This is a genomic window from Mycobacterium europaeum (genome assembly GCF_002102155.1).
GTDB classification, from domain to species: Bacteria; Actinomycetota; Actinomycetes; order Mycobacteriales; family Mycobacteriaceae; genus Mycobacterium; species Mycobacterium europaeum.
On the sequence record NZ_LQOU01000012.1, the window covers coordinates 21,566 to 36,737 of the forward strand.

The following is a 15,172-nucleotide window of genomic DNA, read 5'->3' on the forward strand; positions in this document are numbered from 1 at the left end:
ACATAAACCGAGCCGACCCCGAGCCGACCCCGAGCCGAGCCCCGCCGAGCCGAGCCCGCGTCAGGTGAACCGAAACCAGCGCCGCGCGGCGAGCGCGGCGAGCGCCCCCCACACGGCCAGGACGATTACCCCGAACCAATCCACCGACAGCGCCATCGCCCGCGACAGCGCCTCGGTGAGCGCGCCCGACGGGGTGAGCCGGGCCGCCCACTTGACCCCGGTCGGGATCATCCCGCTCTCCACCGTCAGCGCGCCGAGGCCGGCGAAGACGAACCACAGCAGGTTGGCGACGGCGAGCACGATCTCGGCCCGCAGCGTGCCGCCGAGCAACAGCCCGAGGGCCGCGAAACCCGCGGTGCCCAGCGCGATGACCGCCGCGCCCAGCGCCAGAGCGGCCAGGGCCGGCCGCCAGCCCAGCGCAAACCCGATGGCCCCCAACAGGATCGCCTGCAGGAACACCACCGTGACCACGGCCAGCAACTTTCCGGCGATGATGCCCCAGACCGGCAGCGGGGTCGCCCCCAGCCGTTTGAGCGCGCCGTAGCGCCGGTCGAAGGCGACCGCGATGGCCTGCCCGGTGAACGCGGTCGAGATCACCGCGAGGGCCATGATGACCGGGACAAAGGTGGCGGCGCGGTTGTGGCCGAACGACCCGAACGGCAAGAGGGTGAGCCCGACCAGCAGCGTGATCGGGATGAACATGGTCAGCAGCAGCTGCTCGCCGTTGCGGAGCAGCAGCTTGAGCTCCAGGCGGAACTGGGCGGCCAGCATCCGCGGGACGGGGGCCGGGCGCGGGTCGGGGGTGAAGGTTCCCATGGGGAAGACGCTCGATTCGGTCACTGCCGCAACTTCCTGCCGGTGAGGTCGAGGAACACGTCCTCGAGGCTGCGCTGCTCGACGCGCATGTCGGTGGCCAGCACGTCGATCCGCGCGCACCACGCCGTGACGGTGGCCAGCACCTGCGGGTCGACCGGGCCCTCGACCAGGTACTCGCCCGGCGTCACCTCGCTGGCCCGGTAGTCCTCCGGCAGGGCGGCGGTCAGCAGCGACAGGTCGAGCCGCGGCGGCGCGGTGAACCGCAATTCGTCCTTGGCGCCCGCGCGCATCAGCTCGGCCGGTGTGCCGGCGGCCACCGTCGCGCCGTGGTCGATGATGACCAGCCGGTCGGCGAGCTCCTCGGCCTCCTTGAGCTGGTGGGTGGTCAGCACCACCGTCACACCGTCGCGGCGCAGCGCGTCGATCAGTTCCCACACCAGCAGCCGGGCGTGCGCGTCCAGGCCCGCGGTCGGCTCGTCGAGGAAGACCAGCTCGGGCCGGCCGACCAGCGCGCACGCCAGCGCCAACCGCTGCTGCTGCCCGCCGGAGAGCCGGCGGTACGTGGTGCGCGCGGCGTCGGTGAGGCCCAGGGTGTCCAGCAGCCAGGCCGGGTCCAGGGGGTCGGCGGCGTAGGAGGCGACCAGCTCGAGCATTTCGCCGGCGCGCGCGGAGGGATAACCGCCGCCGCCCTGCAGCATCACGCCCATGCGGGTGCGCAGGCGGGCGTTGTCGGCGATCGGGTCCAGCCCGAGCACCTCGATGGTGCCGGCGTCCGGGCGCACGAAGCCCTCGCACATTTCGACCGTCGTGGTCTTGCCGGCCCCGTTGGGGCCCAGCAGGGCGAGCACTTCGGCGGCGTGCACCTCGAGGTCGAGATCGGCGACGGCCGTGGTGGATCCGTAGTGCTTGCTCACCCCGCGCAGTCGTACGACTGTTTCAGGAACGTCCGAGCTCACGAGCGCCGCTCTCCCCCGCTGGCGGGAGGTGCCCCCACCTCATCGCTTCGCTCTGCATCGTCGTCGGCGCGGCTCACGTGGAATCAGCGTAGGCGTCGGGCACCGCCTCGGAACGCGGGGTGGCCCGGGTGGTCTGGGTGGTCTCGGCCGCCGGGGCGGTCTCGACGGCGTCGGGAGGCGCTTCGGCGGCGTCGGCCGGCAGCCGCCGCCATGGCAGCCGGGTGTAGGTCAGCGCAATGAGCGCCGCCACGATGACGGTGCTGGCCAGGGTGGCGTCCACGATCTGGAACAGCGCGAAGCGGTCCCCGTTGGCCGTCGGGCCGAAGATCCCGACGACGAGGGTGATGACGATGACCGCCGCCCGGAACCCGCTGCGGGTCGCCCAGGCGGCCAGCGGGATGATCGCCCACAGCAGGTACCAGGGCTGCACGACGGGAAACAACAGCACGGTGACGCCCAGCGCCACGCCCAGGCCACCGATCGGGTGCAGGCGGCCGCGGAAGACGGCCACCAGCAGCCAGCCCACCATCACCGTGATGATCAGCACACCGATAAAACGGGTGAGCCCCAGCACCGCGGTGGTGTGATCGCCGAGCCCCAGCAGGATCCCCACCTGCCCGGTGCCCAGGGCCAGCAGCGTCGGCGGCGACAACCAGCTGCGCACGACGTTGGCGGTGCCGAGGGTGTAGATCCAGCCGAACCCGAGCCCGCTGGCCCAGCCGACGACCGCCATCACCGCCAACGACAGCGCGGTCATCGCACCGCCCGCCAGCAGCAGCGCCCGCAGGTTCCCCCCGCAGCGGTAGGCCAGGGCCATCGTGACGAACCCGAGCGCCAGCAGCGACGGCAGCTTCACCTGCGACGACAGCGTGATCAGGACGGCGCCGGCCAGCAGCATGCCCAGCGGTTCCCAGTCGGGGCCGGGCCGCCAGGAGGCGGGGAACAGCCGCGGCGCGTCGATGCCGCGCAGCGCGAACTCGGCCCCGGCCAGCATCAGCCCGAGCATCAGCGCCTCGTTGTGCACGCCGGCGACCAGATGCATGATCAGCAGCGGGTTGGCCGCGCCCAGCCACAGCGCGCTGACCTCGGCGACGCCGCAGCGCCGGGCCAGCCGCGGTGTCGCCCACACGATCAGTCCCACGCCGATCAGCTCCACCAGCCGGTGACACAGCACGGCGGCGACGATGTTCTCCCCGGTGATCGCCGAGATGCCGCGGCCGATCCACAGGAACAGCGGGCCGTAGGGCGCCGGCGTCTCCCGCCACAAGGTGGGCACCGACAGCGTGAACACGTGCGACAGGCCCAGGCCGGACGCCGGACCCACCCGGTAGGGGTCGAGCCCTTCCAGCGAGATCTGGCTCTGGGCCAGGTAGGAGTAGACGTCCTTGCTGTACATCGGCGGCGCGATCAGCAGCGGCAGCACCCACAGCAGCAGGGTGCGGTCCAGGTCGCCGCGCGACATCCGCCTGCTGCCCAACGCGAACCGGCCGAGCATCAGCCAGGCCAGCGCCATCATGACCGCGCCGGTCGTCGTCATCGTCAACGACACCGTCTGGATCCGGGACGGCAGGTTGAGCAACCGCACGCCGAAGGTGGGGTCCTGCACGACGGGCCGGGCTCCGGCGCCCAGCGCGCCGATCGCCATCAGGATGGTGCCGGTCGCCCCGAACAGGCGGGTGCGCTGCAGCGCGGTCAGCTCGGTATCGTTCAGCGGCGTGCCCACCGCCTGCTCGTCGCCATGCAGGCTGGCGATCGACGAGCTCAGCGCGTGGTGGCGGGCTGCCATCCGTGCAGCTTAGCTGCCGGGGGCTCGCCGCCCGCCGGCTCGCCCCGTCGCCATGACGTCCGCGGACGGCCACCCCGACGGTCGTCCCGGCGCCGTTGTCCGGGCCGTCCTCACGCGTAGCCTCGCGTTCGTGGCGATTCGCGACCATGGCGACCCCGGGGACCGACCCTCCGCACCCCCGCCCCTGCACCCACCGACCAACGACGCACGTCCGTCTGCGGCGGAACAGGCGCGCACCATCGCCGCCGCCACCAACGCCGCCACGATGGCCACCTTGACCGCTGATGGCGACCCGTGGGCGTCGCTGGTGGCTTACGGCCTACTGGATGGGATGCCGGTGCTGTGCGTCTCGAGCCTGGCCGAGCACGGCCGCAACCTCGTGGGCGACCCAAGGGCCAGCTTGTCGATCGTGGCGGCCGGCGGCGACACCGATCCGCTGGCCCGCAGCCGGATCACCCTGGCCGGGCTGGTCGCAAAGCCCACTGGGTCCGGGCGCGACAAGGCCCGGGCGGCATACCTGGACTCGGTCCCCGCCGCCCGGTCCTACCTGGACTTCAACGACTTCAGCCTGTGGGTGCTACTAGTTCACCGGGTGCGGTGGGTGGGTGGATACGGCCGGATGGACTCGGCCACCGGCGACCAGTATGCCGCCGCCTCCCCGGATCCGATTGCGCCGGCGGCCGCCCGGGCCCGCGCCCATCTCAACGCCGACCACGCCGACGCCCTAGCGGCTATGGCCCGGACCTTCGGCGGCTACCCCGACACCGACAGCGCAATGTGTACTGGCGTCGACCGCTACGGCCTCGATCTGCGGGTGGATACCCCCCGCGGAACCGCCTACGCCCGGGTCGGGTTTCCGGCAAGGCTGGACTCCGTGGACCAATTGCGTTCGGCCGCAGCGGATTTAGCCCGCGCAGCGGATCCCGGCTATTGACCAACTCGGCGGCTCACACGCAAGCGCATGATCCGTAACGTCGTTTGACGATGAGCCGTCAAAAGCCGGGACCGCGTCGTTGCTACTTCTCTTCGCCGTCGGCCTTGCTCAGGGCCCGGTCCGCGGTCGAAACCAGCTTGCGGTTGAACTGATATTGGGCGGCGACGAGCTTGTCGGCCAGTTCGATGGCGGCGTCGACGATCTTCGTGCGGAGCGGTTGGACCGCCTCCGGGATTGCGTCGTCAAGGGTCTTGTGGAACGCGCGGAGCGCTTCGACTGCAGCGTGCTGTCCGGCCTTTGCCGATTCACGTACTTCGTCGAGCAGGTCGGTCGAACGCGATGTGATGGACTTCGATTCAGTTGTCTCAGCCATGTCAAATCCTTCTGTGGGGGGTTTCAATACCACCGTCGACGCTATGGGGCGTGGAAGGCCCGGCACTACGGGCGAAGGTCCCATCGTGGCTGCCAATGGTCTTCGGCGTTGGCGAAGGCGCAGAGACGGGCCGCGACGAACATCCCGTCGGAACGCAAAGCGGCCGGTCCAGTAGCCTCGCTTTCGTGTGATTGACGAACCCGGGTCTGACCGGTCCAACGGCCACTGAGGGCACCCTTGGTGGACCGATCCCCGGAATTGCGTCACACTGGTGTTGTGAAATTCCGGACCGGCCTCGATGACGCTGCCGTCAGCACGGCGGCGGCGGTGCCGGATGGTCACACCCGCCGCGCCATCGTGCGCCTGCTGGTGGAGTCCGGATCGATCACCGCCGGCGAGATCGGCGGCCGGCTCGGGCTGGCGGCCGCTGGCGTGCGGCGCCATCTCGACGCCCTGATCGAGGCGGGCGACGCCGAGTCGGTGCCCGCCGCGTCCTGGCAGCAGGCGGGGCGCGGGCGTCCCGCCAAGCGGTTCCGGCTGACTGCGGCGGGCCGCGCCAAGCTCGAGCACGCCTACGACGACCTGGCGGCGGCGGCTATGCGCCAGCTCCGCGAGATCGGCGGGGAGGACGCGGTACGCACGTTCGCCCGGCAGCGCATCGACACGATCCTGGCCGGCGTGCCGGCCGCGGGCAGCGAGGACGACGCCGAAGTCGAGGCCGCCGCCGAGCGGGTGGCCGGCGCGCTCACCAAGGCGGGTTACGTCGCCACCACGGCACGCGTGGGCGGCCCGATCCACGGCGTGCAGATCTGCCAGCACCACTGCCCGGTGTCGCACGTCGCCGAGGAATTCCCGGAGTTGTGCGAGGCCGAGCAGCAGGCCATGGCCGAGGTGCTCGGGACCCACGTGCAGCGGTTGGCGACCATCGTCAACGGGAACTGCGCCTGCACCACCCACGTGCCTCTCACTGTCCCTAGTTCGAAGGCGCCCAGCCCGCGCCCCGACCCCACGAGCATCGAAGGAGCGTCGCTATGACCCTCACGCCCGAGGCCCAGCAGGCCATCAAGACGGCAGACGGGCCGTTGACCCAGGAGGAGGCCATCGCCTCCCTGGGCCGCTACGGCTACGGCTGGGCGGACTCGGACGTCGCGGGCGCCAGCGCACAACGCGGGCTGTCCGAGGCGGTGGTCCGTGACATCTCGGCGAAGAAGAACGAGCCCGACTGGATGCTGCAGATGCGCCTGAAGGCGCTGCGCATCTTCGACCGCAAGCCGATGCCGACGTGGGGCTCCAACCTCGAGGGCATCGACTTCGACAACATCAAGTACTTCGTGCGGTCCACCGAGAAGCAGGCCGCCACGTGGGATGACCTGCCCGAGGACATTCGGAACACCTACGACAGGCTGGGCATCCCGGAGGCCGAGAAGCAGCGCCTGGTCGCCGGTGTGGCCGCGCAGTACGAGTCCGAGGTGGTGTACCACCAGATCCGCGAAGACCTTGAGGCGCAAGGGGTTATCTTCGTCGACACCGACACCGGGCTGCGCGAGCACAACGACCTCTTCCAGCAGTACTTCGGCACGGTGATCCCGGCGGGGGACAACAAGTTCTCCGCGCTGAACACCGCGGTGTGGAGTGGCGGCTCGTTCATCTACGTCCCGCCGGGGGTGCACGTCGACATCCCGCTGCAGGCCTACTTCCGGATCAACACCGAGAACATGGGTCAGTTCGAGCGGACGCTGATCATCGTCGACGAGAACGCGTACGTGCATTACGTGGAGGGCTGCACCGCGCCGATCTACAAGTCGGATTCGCTGCACTCGGCGGTGGTGGAGATCATCGTCAAGCCCGGCGGGCGTTGCCGTTACACCACCATCCAGAACTGGTCGAACAACGTCTACAACCTGGTCACCAAGCGGGCCCGCGCGGAAGCCGGCGCCACCATGGAGTGGGTCGACGGCAACATCGGGTCCAAGGTGACCATGAAGTACCCGGCGGTGTGGATGACCGGGGAGCACGCCAAGGGCGAGGTGTTGTCGATCGCCTTCGCCGGCGAGGGCCAGCACCAGGATGCCGGAGCCAAGATGCTGCACCTGGCGCCGAACACGTCGAGCAACATCGTCTCGAAGTCGGTGGCCCGCGGCGGCGGCCGCACCTCCTACCGCGGCCTGGTGCAGGTGAACAAGGGCGCGCACGGCTCCCGCTCCAGCGTGAAATGCGATGCGCTGCTTGTCGATACGATCAGCCGCAGCGACACCTACCCCTACGTCGACATCCGCGAGGACGACGTCACCATGGGTCACGAGGCCACCGTGTCCAAGGTCAGCGACAACCAGCTGTTCTACCTGATGAGCCGCGGGCTGACCGAGGAAGAGGCGATGGCGATGGTGGTGCGCGGCTTCGTCGAGCCGATCGCCAAGGAACTGCCCATGGAGTACGCCCTCGAGCTCAACCGGCTGATCGAGCTGCAGATGGAAGGTGCGGTCGGCTAGTGACGGGATTGACTGAGGCGGTTGAGGGTTCGGCCCTCGCCGCAGCCAACAAAGGTGAGCTGTTCGCGTCCTTCGACGTGGACGCCTTCGAGGTGCCCGGCGGGCGCGACGAGATCTGGCGGTTCACCCCGCTGCGGCGGCTGCGCGGGCTGCACGACGGCTCGGCCCGGGCCACGGGCGCGGCGCGGATCGACGTCAGCGAACAGCCCGGCGTGCAGGTCGAGACCGTCCGCCGCGGTGACGAGCGGCTCGGCCGCGGCGGCGTGCCCACCGACCGTGTTGCCGCGCAAGCATTTTCGTCGTTCAATTCCGCGACGCTGGTGAGCGTCGGGCGGGACACGCAGGTCGCCGAGCCGATCAACATCGCCGTGACGGGTCCCGGGGCCGGCGCGGTTGCCTACGGGCACCTGCAGATCAGCATCGCCGAACTCGGCGAGGCCGTCGTGGTGATCGACCACCGGGGCAGCGGAACCTACGCCGACAACGTCGAATTCATCGTCGGCGACGCCGCCCGGCTCACCGTCGTGTGGGTTGCGGACTGGGCCGACGACATGGTGCACCTGTCCGCGCACCACGCCAGGCTGGGCAAGGACGCGGTGCTGCGGCACGTCGCCGTCACCCTGGGCGGCGAGGTGGTGCGGATGTCGGCCAACGTGCGGTACGCCGCCCCGGGCGGGGACGCGGAGCTGCTCGGGCTGTACTTCGCCGACGACGGGCAGCACCTGGAGTCGCGGCTGCTGGTCGACCACGCGCAGCCCAACTGCAAATCCAACGTGCTCTACAAGGGTGCGCTGCAAGGAGATCCGGCGTCGGAGCGGCCCGATGCGCACACCGTCTGGGTGGGTGACGTGCTGATCCGCGCCGAGGCCACCGACACCGAGACCTTCGAGGTGAACCGCAACCTGGTGCTCACCGACGGGGCGCGCGCCGACTCGGTGCCCAACCTCGAGATCGAGACCGGCGAGATCGTCGGCGCCGGACACGCCAGCGCCACCGGGCGTTTCGACGACGAGCAACTGTTCTACCTGCGGGCGCGCGGTATCCCGGAAGACCAGGCGCGGCGGCTGGTGGTGCGCGGCTTCTTCGGCGAGATCATCTCCAAGATCGCCGTGCCGGACATCCGGGAACGCCTGACCGTCGCCATCGAACACGAACTGGAAATCACGGAGAAGACAACGGACTCATGACCACACTCGAGATCAAAGACCTGCACGTCAGCGTCGAAGACCCCAACGCGCCGGAGGGGCACCGCGAGATCCCCATCCTCAACGGTGTCAATCTGACCGTTAATTCCGGTGAGACGCATGCGGTGATGGGGCCGAACGGGTCGGGCAAGTCGACGCTGTCCTACGCCATCGCCGGTCACCCGAAGTATCGGGTGACGTCCGGGTCGATCACGCTGGACGGCCAGAACGTGCTGGACATGAGCGTCGACGAGCGCGCCCGTGCCGGACTGTTCCTGGCGATGCAGTACCCCGTCGAGGTGCCGGGGGTGTCGATGTCGAACTTCCTGCGCAGCGCCGCCACCGCCGTCCGCGGCGAGCCGCCCAAACTGCGGCACTGGGTCAAGGAGGTCAAGGCCGCCATGGCCGATCTCGACATCGACCCGGCGTTCGCCGAACGCAGTGTCAACGAAGGATTTTCGGGCGGCGAGAAGAAGCGCCACGAGATCCTGCAACTGGGACTGCTCAAGCCCAAGATCGCCATCCTCGACGAGACCGACTCCGGCCTGGACGTCGACGCGCTGCGCGTGGTCAGCGAGGGCGTCAACCGCTACGCCGAGGCCGAGCACGGCGGCATCCTGTTGATCACCCACTACACCCGGATCCTGCGCTACATCCGGCCGCAGTTCGTGCACGTCTTCGTCGGCGGCCGGATCGTCGAATCCGGCGGTCCGGAGTTGGCCGACGAACTCGAGGAGAACGGCTACGTGCGCTTCACCGAAGCGGCGGCGGCCGCAGGGGCGTAGGCATGAATGCACTGGACGTCGACGCCATCCGCGCTGACTTTCCGATCTTGAAGCGCGTGATGCGCGGCGGAAAGCAGTTGGCGTACCTGGATTCCGGCGCGACGTCGCAGCGACCGCTGCAGGTGCTCGACGCCGAGCGGGAGTTCTTGATCACCTCCAACGGCGCGGTGCACCGTGGGGCGCATCAGCTGATGGAGGAGGCGACCGACGCCTACGAGCAGGGCCGCGCCGACATCGCGGCGTTCGTCGGTGCCGGTGCAGACGAGCTGGTGTTCACCCGCAACGCCACCGAGGCGCTCAACCTGGCGTCGTACGTGCTGGGGGACAACAGGTTTGACCGTGCCGTCGGCCAGGGTGACGTCATCGTCACCACCGAGCTCGAGCACCACGCCAACATCGTCCCGTGGCAGGAACTCGCCCGCCGCACCGGTGCCACGCTGCGCTGGTACGGCGTCACCGACGACGGGCGCATCGACCTGGACTCGCTGGAACTCGACGAGCGCGTGAAGGTCGTTGCCTTCAGCCATCACTCGAACGTGACCGGTGCGGTGGCGCCGGTGGCCGAACTGGTCGGCCGCGCCAAGGCGGTGGGGGCCGTGACGGTGCTGGACGCCTGCCAGTCGGTGCCGCACCAGCCCGTGGACCTGCACGCGCTCGACGTCGACTTCGCCGCGTTCTCCGGACACAAGATGTTGGCCCCCAACGGGGTAGGCGTGCTCTACGCCCGTCGCGAGGTGCTTTCGGAGCTGCCCCCCTTCCTCACCGGTGGGTCGATGATCGAGACCGTGACCATGGAGACGTCCACCTACGCGCCCGCACCGCAACGGTTCGAGGCCGGCACGCCGATGACCTCCCAGGTGGTCGGGCTGGGCGCCGCGGCGCGGTACCTGAATGCCATCGGCATGGACGCGGTCGAGGCGCACGAGCGCGAGCTGGTCGCCGCGGCCATCGACGGGCTCTCGCGCATCGACGCCGTGCGGATCGTCGGGCCCACCACGATGGAGAACCGGGGCTCGCCCGTCTCGTTCGTCGTGGACGGCGTGCACGCGCACGACGTCGGGCAGGTGCTCGACGACGGCGGCGTCGCGGTGCGGGTGGGGCATCACTGCGCGATGCCGCTGCATCGCCGGTTCGGCGTGGCGGCGACCGCCCGGGCGTCGTTCGCCGTGTACAACACCCTCGACGAGGTCGAGCGTCTGGTGGCCGGCGTGCGACGCGCGCTCGATTTCTTTGGGAGCGAATGACCGTGCGCATGGAGCAGATGTATCAGGACGTGATCCTCGACCATTACAAGCATCCGCAGCACCGCGGGCTGCGGGAGCCGTTCGGTGCGCAGGTGCATCACGTCAACCCCGTCTGCGGTGACGAGGTGACCCTGCGGGTCGCGCTCTCCGACGACGGTCAGCGCGTCGCGGACGTCTCCTACGACGGCCAGGGCTGCTCGATCAGCCAGGCGGCCACCTCGGTGCTGACCCAGCAGGTGATCGGTCAGACGGTGCCGGAGGCGCTCAACACCATCGCGGCCTTCACCGAGATGGTGTCCTCACGCGGCACCATCGAGGGCGACGAGGACGTCCTCGGCGACGGCATCGCGTTCGCCGGGGTGGCCAAATACCCGGCCCGGGTGAAATGCGCGCTGCTGGGCTGGATGGCGTTCAAGGACGCCCTGGCCCAGGCTTGCGCGGACAGGGACGCGGACTTCGAGGAGGAGAAGGATGAGCGAGACCGCCGCACCGGGTGACGAATTTCTTGCCGACCTCGAGGAGGCGATGCGCGACGTCGTCGACCCCGAATTGGGCATCAACGTCGTGGATCTCGGGCTGGTGTACGGCCTCAACGTGGAAGAGGGCGACGAGGGAACCGTCGCCCTGCTCGACATGACGCTGACCTCAGCCGCCTGCCCGCTGACCGACGTCATCGAGGACCAGTCCCGCAGCGCGCTCGTCAGCAGCGGGCTGGTCGACGACCTGCGGATCAACTGGGTGTGGAACCCGCCGTGGGGCCCGGACAAGATCACCGAGGACGGACGCGAACAACTGCGCGCCCTCGGCTTCACCGTCTAAAGGCTGCCCCGGCGACCCGCTGCGCCCGGCTTCGCCGCGCTTGCGATCGCCGCTAGAGGTGGAAGGGCAGGTGTGGCAGGTGCAGGTGGTGGTGCGGGCGCCCCATCGGCGGGCAGGTCTGCAGGCTGATGGTCGTGGCGTGCAGCACGCCGGCGTCCTCAATTCCCTGCGCTCCCATGCATTTTCCGTTCGCGATGGCCTGGGCGTCCGACGCCGTCTGCAGTTGGTATGAGGTCGAGTTCGCGACCGTCACGTTGGTCGGGGTCGCTTGCGCACCCATGCCGTTGACCGCGATGGTGTCGCCGGAGACCGACGTGACCGTGCCGTAGAAGCCGGCCGGCGGCGGGCACTTGCCGTCGACGGCGGAGGTGATCGTCACCGCCTGCGCCTCGATCGCGCCACGGCTGGGCGCGCTCTGCGGGGTGGCGCGCACGTTGACGCAACTGCCGGGGGTGACGTCGGCCAGCTTGGCCGGGGTGACCTGCACGACCCGCGTCGACGGGGCGAAGTCCACCGTCGCGCTCCCGGTCCGTGTCCTGAGCCGGATCGTGCCGTCCGACACCGACTGGATCAGGCCCTCGACGTAATCCTTGCCCACGGGCGGGGGCGCCGGCGCCGCGCTGGGCGGCGCCGCGCTGGGCGGGGCCGCGGCCGCCACCGTCGGTTTAGCGGTATGGCCGGTCGTCGTGTCGCTCGACCGGCACATGGCGACGCCCAGCAGGACCACCGCGACGACGGCGACGAGCGCGAGCCGCGCCAGCCGCGGGTTCACCGAAGTCGCGGGCATCGACACACCTCCGAATGCGGGCTGGCCATCGCCAGCGAATACCCAGGCGAGCGCGGTGGTCACGTCCGCGCTCGCCTGGTGTGACGGTTGTCTCGGCGGGTTCGGCGGCGGTCAGCCGTGGGCGTGCGGCAGCCCGGCCGGGCCGCCGCATTTCCCGTCGTTGGCCGCCCGGACGTTGATGCTGGTCGCCTGCAGCGCGCCGCTGTTGTCCTTGGTGCCGCGCGCGGTGAGGCACTTGCCCTGCGTGATCGCGTCCGTGGTGGCCGACGACTGCTTGGTGTACCTGGTCTTGTCGTCGACTGTCACGGCCGTCTGAGTGGTGTTGCCGCTCGGGTCGGTGCCCGTGACGTTGATGGTGTTACCCGTCACCGAGGCCACCGAGCCCTGCACGGGCGCGGGCTTTGCCGGCGGTGGCGTCGGCGCCCCCGACGGGGCGGGGCCGGGTGAACCGCCGGGCGCGGCCGCCTTGGGCTTCGGGCAGGTGCCGTTGACCGACGGGCTGACCTTCACCGACGCCGCGGTCACCGGCTGCCCGCCTTGCCCCTGGTTTGCGGGCCGGACGGTGACGCAGTTGCCCGCGGTGACGTCGGTGAGCGCGGCGGGGGTGACCTCGGTGACCTTGGTCGTGGCCGTGAAGTTCACGGTGGCGGTGGCGTTGTCCTCTTGGGTCACCTGAACGGAGTTGCCCGCGACCGAGGCGATCAGGCCGCTGACGCGGGCCTCACCGGCGGCGGGCACCGGCGACGTGGTGGTCGAGGTGACGGTGGAGGTGGACGTCGACGGCGGACTGGACTTGTTGGACGAGCCGCAGGCGGCGATGGACAGTGCGGTGGTTCCCGCGACGGCGACTACCGCGACGCGGGTGAACAGAGGCGTACGACTGCCGGCAGACATCAACGTTTCTCCAATCGTGGTCAGCACCAACGAAAGGGTTTACCCGCCGAACCTGTACCTAACCTGTGTGTAATCGCGGAGGCGCTCAGAATGCGTTTTCGGAAACGCGCATCACCTCGTCGTCGATGGACTCGAGGACTTTGCGCAGGGAGGCGAGTTTGGGAAGCATGTTCTTGGCGAAAAACGCCGCGGTCGCGACTTTGCCCTGATAGAAGGCCACGTCGTTGCCGGCCGCGTCCGCCAGCGCGGCGTGGGCGACGCCGGCCTGCACCAGCAGCCGCCAGCCGATGAGCAGGTCGCCCACCGCCAGCAGGTACCGCACCGATCCGAGTCCGACTTTGTAGATTTCACTCGGATGTTGCGCGGCGGACATCAGGTATCCGGTCAGCGCGGCCGTCATCGCCGTGACCTCGTCGAGCGCGGCCTGCAGCAACTGGGCCTGCGGTTTGAGTGCCTCGTCGCAGGAGTCGATCGTCGCGGTGATCTGGGCCGTCACGAACTGCAGCGCCTGGCCGCGGTCTCGAACGATCTTGCGGAAGAAGAAATCGAGCGCCTGGATCGCCGTGGTGCCCTCGTAGAGCGAGTCGATCTTGGAATCACGGATGTACTGCTCGAGCGGGTAGTCCTGCAGGAAGCCCGAACCGCCGAGCGTCTGCAGCGACTCGGTCAGCACTTCGTAGGCCCGTTCGGAGCTCACGCCCTTCACGATCGGCAGCAGCAAGTCGTCCACCCGGTGCGCCATCTCGTGATCGGCACCCGAAACATGTTGCGCCACAGTGTCTTCCTGGTGCGCGGCGGCGTACATGTACAGCGCCCGCAGGCCCTCGGCGTAGGCCTTCTGCGTCATCAGGCTACGACGCACGTCGGGGTGGTGCATGATGGTGACCCGCGGCGCGGTCTTGTCGGACATCTGCGTCAGGTCCGCACCCTGCACCCGCTCCTTGGCGAAGGCCAGCGCGTTGAGGTAACCGGTGGACAGGGTCCCGGCGGCCTTGACGCCGATCGTCATGCGCGCGTGCTCGATCACGGTGAACATCTGCGCGATCCCGTTGTGCACGTCACCCACCAGGTAGCCGACCGCGGGCACATCCGTTGCGCCGAAAGTCAATTCGCACGTGGGGGAGGACTTGATCCCCATCTTGTGTTCCAGGCCCGTGGTGAAAACGCCGTTGCGGGGCCCGAGTTCGAACGTGTCCGGGTCGAAGAGGTACTCGGGCACGTAGAACAGGCTCAGCCCCTTGGTGCCCGGTCCCGCCCCCTCCGGTCGGGCCAGCACCAGGTGGAAGATGTTCTCGGCGGTGTCACCCACCTCGCCGCCGGAGATGAATCGCTTGACGCCCTCGATATGCCAGGTGCCGTCGGGTTGCTCGATGGCCTTGGCGCGGCCCGCGCCGACGTCGGAGCCGGCGTCGGGTTCGGTGAGCACCATGGTGGCCGCCCATCCGCGCTCCACGCCCTCGGCGGCCCACCGCCGCTGCTGTTCGTTGCCCTCGACGTACAGCGCCTGGGCCATCAACGGGCCGAGGCAGAAGAAGTTGGCAGAGGGGTTGGCGCAGATGATCATTTCGTTCACCGCCCACGCCAGCGGGGGCGGCGCGGCCATCCCGCCGATCTGTTCGTCGAGCATCAGCCGCCACCAGCCGGCCTCCTTGATCGTCTCCACCGTCTTGGCCAGCTCGGGTGCCACGCTGATGGTGTGGGTGGCCGGGTCGAACACCGGGGGGTTGCGGTCGGCGAAGGCGAAGGTTTCGGCGACCGGGCCTTCGGCCAGGCGGGCGGCTTCGTCCAGGATCGTCCGGACCGTGTCCTCGTCGAGGTCGCCGTAGGGGCCGGTGCCCAGGACGGTGCCCACACCGAGGACCTCGAACAGGTTGAACTCGATGTCGCGGACGTTTGCGATGTAGTGGCCCAACGCGATTCCCTCACTGGTCCTCGAGGCGGCGGCTCGTCCGCATCAGTGTCTCCGACGTGGGAAAACGTACGCAACCGTAACCTACGGCGGGCCGCAAGCAGGTTACGCGCCGATGTCGTCGTTCCGAACCGACGCGTGCGCTTGCGTTGGCGGTAGGCCGACTCGGCGAGGCGGCGACGACGACCGGGCGGAC

General features: G+C 69.5%; 15 protein-coding genes. 8 read left to right on the plus strand and 7 right to left on the minus strand.

All coding sequences use genetic code 11. From position 1 onward, the window contains the following. Nucleotides 1-60 precede the first annotated feature (60 nt). The 3 genes from AWC03_RS05935 to mptB form a co-directional block, all read right to left on the minus strand. Entirely contained in the window at nt 61-816 is a 756-nt protein-coding gene (locus AWC03_RS05935; RefSeq protein ID WP_085239634.1) for an ABC transporter permease, read from the minus strand. 20 nt (nt 817-836) lie between these two features. Then, nucleotides 837-1,772: an ABC transporter ATP-binding protein gene (locus AWC03_RS05940; RefSeq protein WP_085239598.1), complete on the minus strand. Its 936-nt coding sequence runs from the start codon at nt 1,770-1,772 to the stop codon at nt 837-839. Between the two features lie 73 nt (nt 1,773-1,845). Further along, nucleotides 1,846-3,558 carry a polyprenol phosphomannose-dependent alpha 1,6 mannosyltransferase MptB gene (mptB, locus tag AWC03_RS05945; protein ID WP_085239599.1) on the minus strand — a complete coding sequence of 571 codons (1,713 nt, stop codon included), beginning with the start codon at nt 3,556-3,558 and terminating at the stop codon, nt 1,846-1,848. A gap of 130 nt (nt 3,559-3,688) precedes the next feature. Here mptB and AWC03_RS05950 point away from each other — a divergent pair, with 130 nt between their 5' ends. Next, complete coding sequence (locus AWC03_RS05950; RefSeq protein WP_249025830.1) at nt 3,689-4,492, plus strand: HugZ family pyridoxamine 5'-phosphate oxidase; 804 nt, start codon at nt 3,689-3,691, stop codon at nt 4,490-4,492. Between the two features lie 82 nt (nt 4,493-4,574). Here the strand turns inward: AWC03_RS05950 and AWC03_RS05955 are convergent, their stop codons facing one another. Further along, nucleotides 4,575-4,865, minus strand: a complete 291-nt coding sequence (locus AWC03_RS05955; RefSeq protein ID WP_085239601.1) for a hypothetical protein — start codon at nt 4,863-4,865, stop codon at nt 4,575-4,577. Nucleotides 4,866-5,090: 225 nt separating this feature from the next. Between AWC03_RS05955 and AWC03_RS05960 the strand changes: the two genes are divergently transcribed. The 7 genes from AWC03_RS05960 to AWC03_RS05990 are packed head-to-tail and all read left to right on the plus strand — an operon-like array spanning nt 5,091 to nt 11,386. Further along, entirely contained in the window at nt 5,091-5,900 is an 810-nt protein-coding gene (locus AWC03_RS05960) for a helix-turn-helix transcriptional regulator (protein WP_211279211.1), read from the plus strand. After that, complete coding sequence (gene sufB, locus AWC03_RS05965; protein ID WP_085239603.1) at nt 5,897-7,354, plus strand: Fe-S cluster assembly protein SufB; 1,458 nt, start codon at nt 5,897-5,899, stop codon at nt 7,352-7,354. Before AWC03_RS05960 ends, sufB begins: the two co-directional genes overlap by 4 nt. Next, complete coding sequence (sufD, locus tag AWC03_RS05970) at nt 7,354-8,541, plus strand: Fe-S cluster assembly protein SufD (RefSeq protein WP_085239604.1); 1,188 nt, start codon at nt 7,354-7,356, stop codon at nt 8,539-8,541. Before sufB ends, sufD begins: the two co-directional genes overlap by 1 nt. After that, a complete protein-coding gene (gene sufC / locus AWC03_RS05975) occupies nt 8,538-9,323 on the plus strand; it encodes a Fe-S cluster assembly ATPase SufC (protein ID WP_085239605.1) in 786 nt (261 codons plus the stop codon). The genes sufD and sufC overlap by 4 nt, the downstream gene beginning before the upstream one ends. A 2-nt stretch (nt 9,324-9,325) precedes the next feature. Next, nucleotides 9,326-10,567, plus strand: a complete 1,242-nt coding sequence (locus AWC03_RS05980; protein ID WP_085239606.1) for a cysteine desulfurase — start codon at nt 9,326-9,328, stop codon at nt 10,565-10,567. Further along, nucleotides 10,564-11,064: a Fe-S cluster assembly sulfur transfer protein SufU gene (gene sufU, locus AWC03_RS05985; RefSeq protein WP_085239607.1), complete on the plus strand. Its 501-nt coding sequence runs from the start codon at nt 10,564-10,566 to the stop codon at nt 11,062-11,064. The genes AWC03_RS05980 and sufU overlap by 4 nt, the downstream gene beginning before the upstream one ends. Beyond that, nucleotides 11,039-11,386, plus strand: a complete 348-nt coding sequence (locus tag AWC03_RS05990) for a metal-sulfur cluster assembly factor (RefSeq protein ID WP_055405537.1) — start codon at nt 11,039-11,041, stop codon at nt 11,384-11,386. Before sufU ends, AWC03_RS05990 begins: the two co-directional genes overlap by 26 nt. A gap of 52 nt (nt 11,387-11,438) precedes the next feature. Here AWC03_RS05990 and AWC03_RS05995 read toward each other — a convergent pair whose 3' ends face one another. The 3 genes from AWC03_RS05995 to AWC03_RS06005 form a co-directional block, all read right to left on the minus strand. Next, nucleotides 11,439-12,173: a DUF5666 domain-containing protein gene (locus tag AWC03_RS05995; RefSeq protein WP_142278331.1), complete on the minus strand. Its 735-nt coding sequence runs from the start codon at nt 12,171-12,173 to the stop codon at nt 11,439-11,441. Nucleotides 12,174-12,284: 111 nt separating this feature from the next. Beyond that, complete coding sequence (locus tag AWC03_RS06000) at nt 12,285-13,067, minus strand: DUF5666 domain-containing protein (protein WP_085239636.1); 783 nt, start codon at nt 13,065-13,067, stop codon at nt 12,285-12,287. Nucleotides 13,068-13,152: 85 nt separating this feature from the next. Beyond that, nucleotides 13,153-14,979: an acyl-CoA dehydrogenase gene (locus AWC03_RS06005; protein ID WP_085239608.1), complete on the minus strand. Its 1,827-nt coding sequence runs from the start codon at nt 14,977-14,979 to the stop codon at nt 13,153-13,155. Nucleotides 14,980-15,172: the final 193 nt, after the last annotated feature.

Bases quoted from the DNA above. Each gene is read 5' to 3' on its own strand.
- sufC (WP_085239605.1), top strand. From the start codon at position 8,538: ATGACCACACTCGAGATCAAAGACCTGCACGTCAGCGTCGAAGACCCC.
- AWC03_RS05995 (WP_142278331.1), bottom strand. From the start codon at position 12,173: ATGCCCGCGACTTCGGTGAACCCGCGGCTGGCGCGGCTCGCGCTCGTC.
- AWC03_RS05980 (WP_085239606.1), top strand. From the start codon at position 9,326: ATGAATGCACTGGACGTCGACGCCATCCGCGCTGACTTTCCGATCTTG.
- sufU (WP_085239607.1), top strand. From the start codon at position 10,564: ATGACCGTGCGCATGGAGCAGATGTATCAGGACGTGATCCTCGACCAT.
- mptB (WP_085239599.1), bottom strand. From the start codon at position 3,558: ATGGCAGCCCGCCACCACGCGCTGAGCTCGTCGATCGCCAGCCTGCAT.
- AWC03_RS06000 (WP_085239636.1), bottom strand. From the start codon at position 13,067: ATGTCTGCCGGCAGTCGTACGCCTCTGTTCACCCGCGTCGCGGTAGTC.
- AWC03_RS05935 (WP_085239634.1), bottom strand. From the start codon at position 816: ATGGGAACCTTCACCCCCGACCCGCGCCCGGCCCCCGTCCCGCGGATG.
- AWC03_RS05955 (WP_085239601.1), bottom strand. From the start codon at position 4,865: ATGGCTGAGACAACTGAATCGAAGTCCATCACATCGCGTTCGACCGAC.
- AWC03_RS05990 (WP_055405537.1), top strand. From the start codon at position 11,039: ATGAGCGAGACCGCCGCACCGGGTGACGAATTTCTTGCCGACCTCGAG.
- sufB (WP_085239603.1), top strand. From the start codon at position 5,897: ATGACCCTCACGCCCGAGGCCCAGCAGGCCATCAAGACGGCAGACGGG.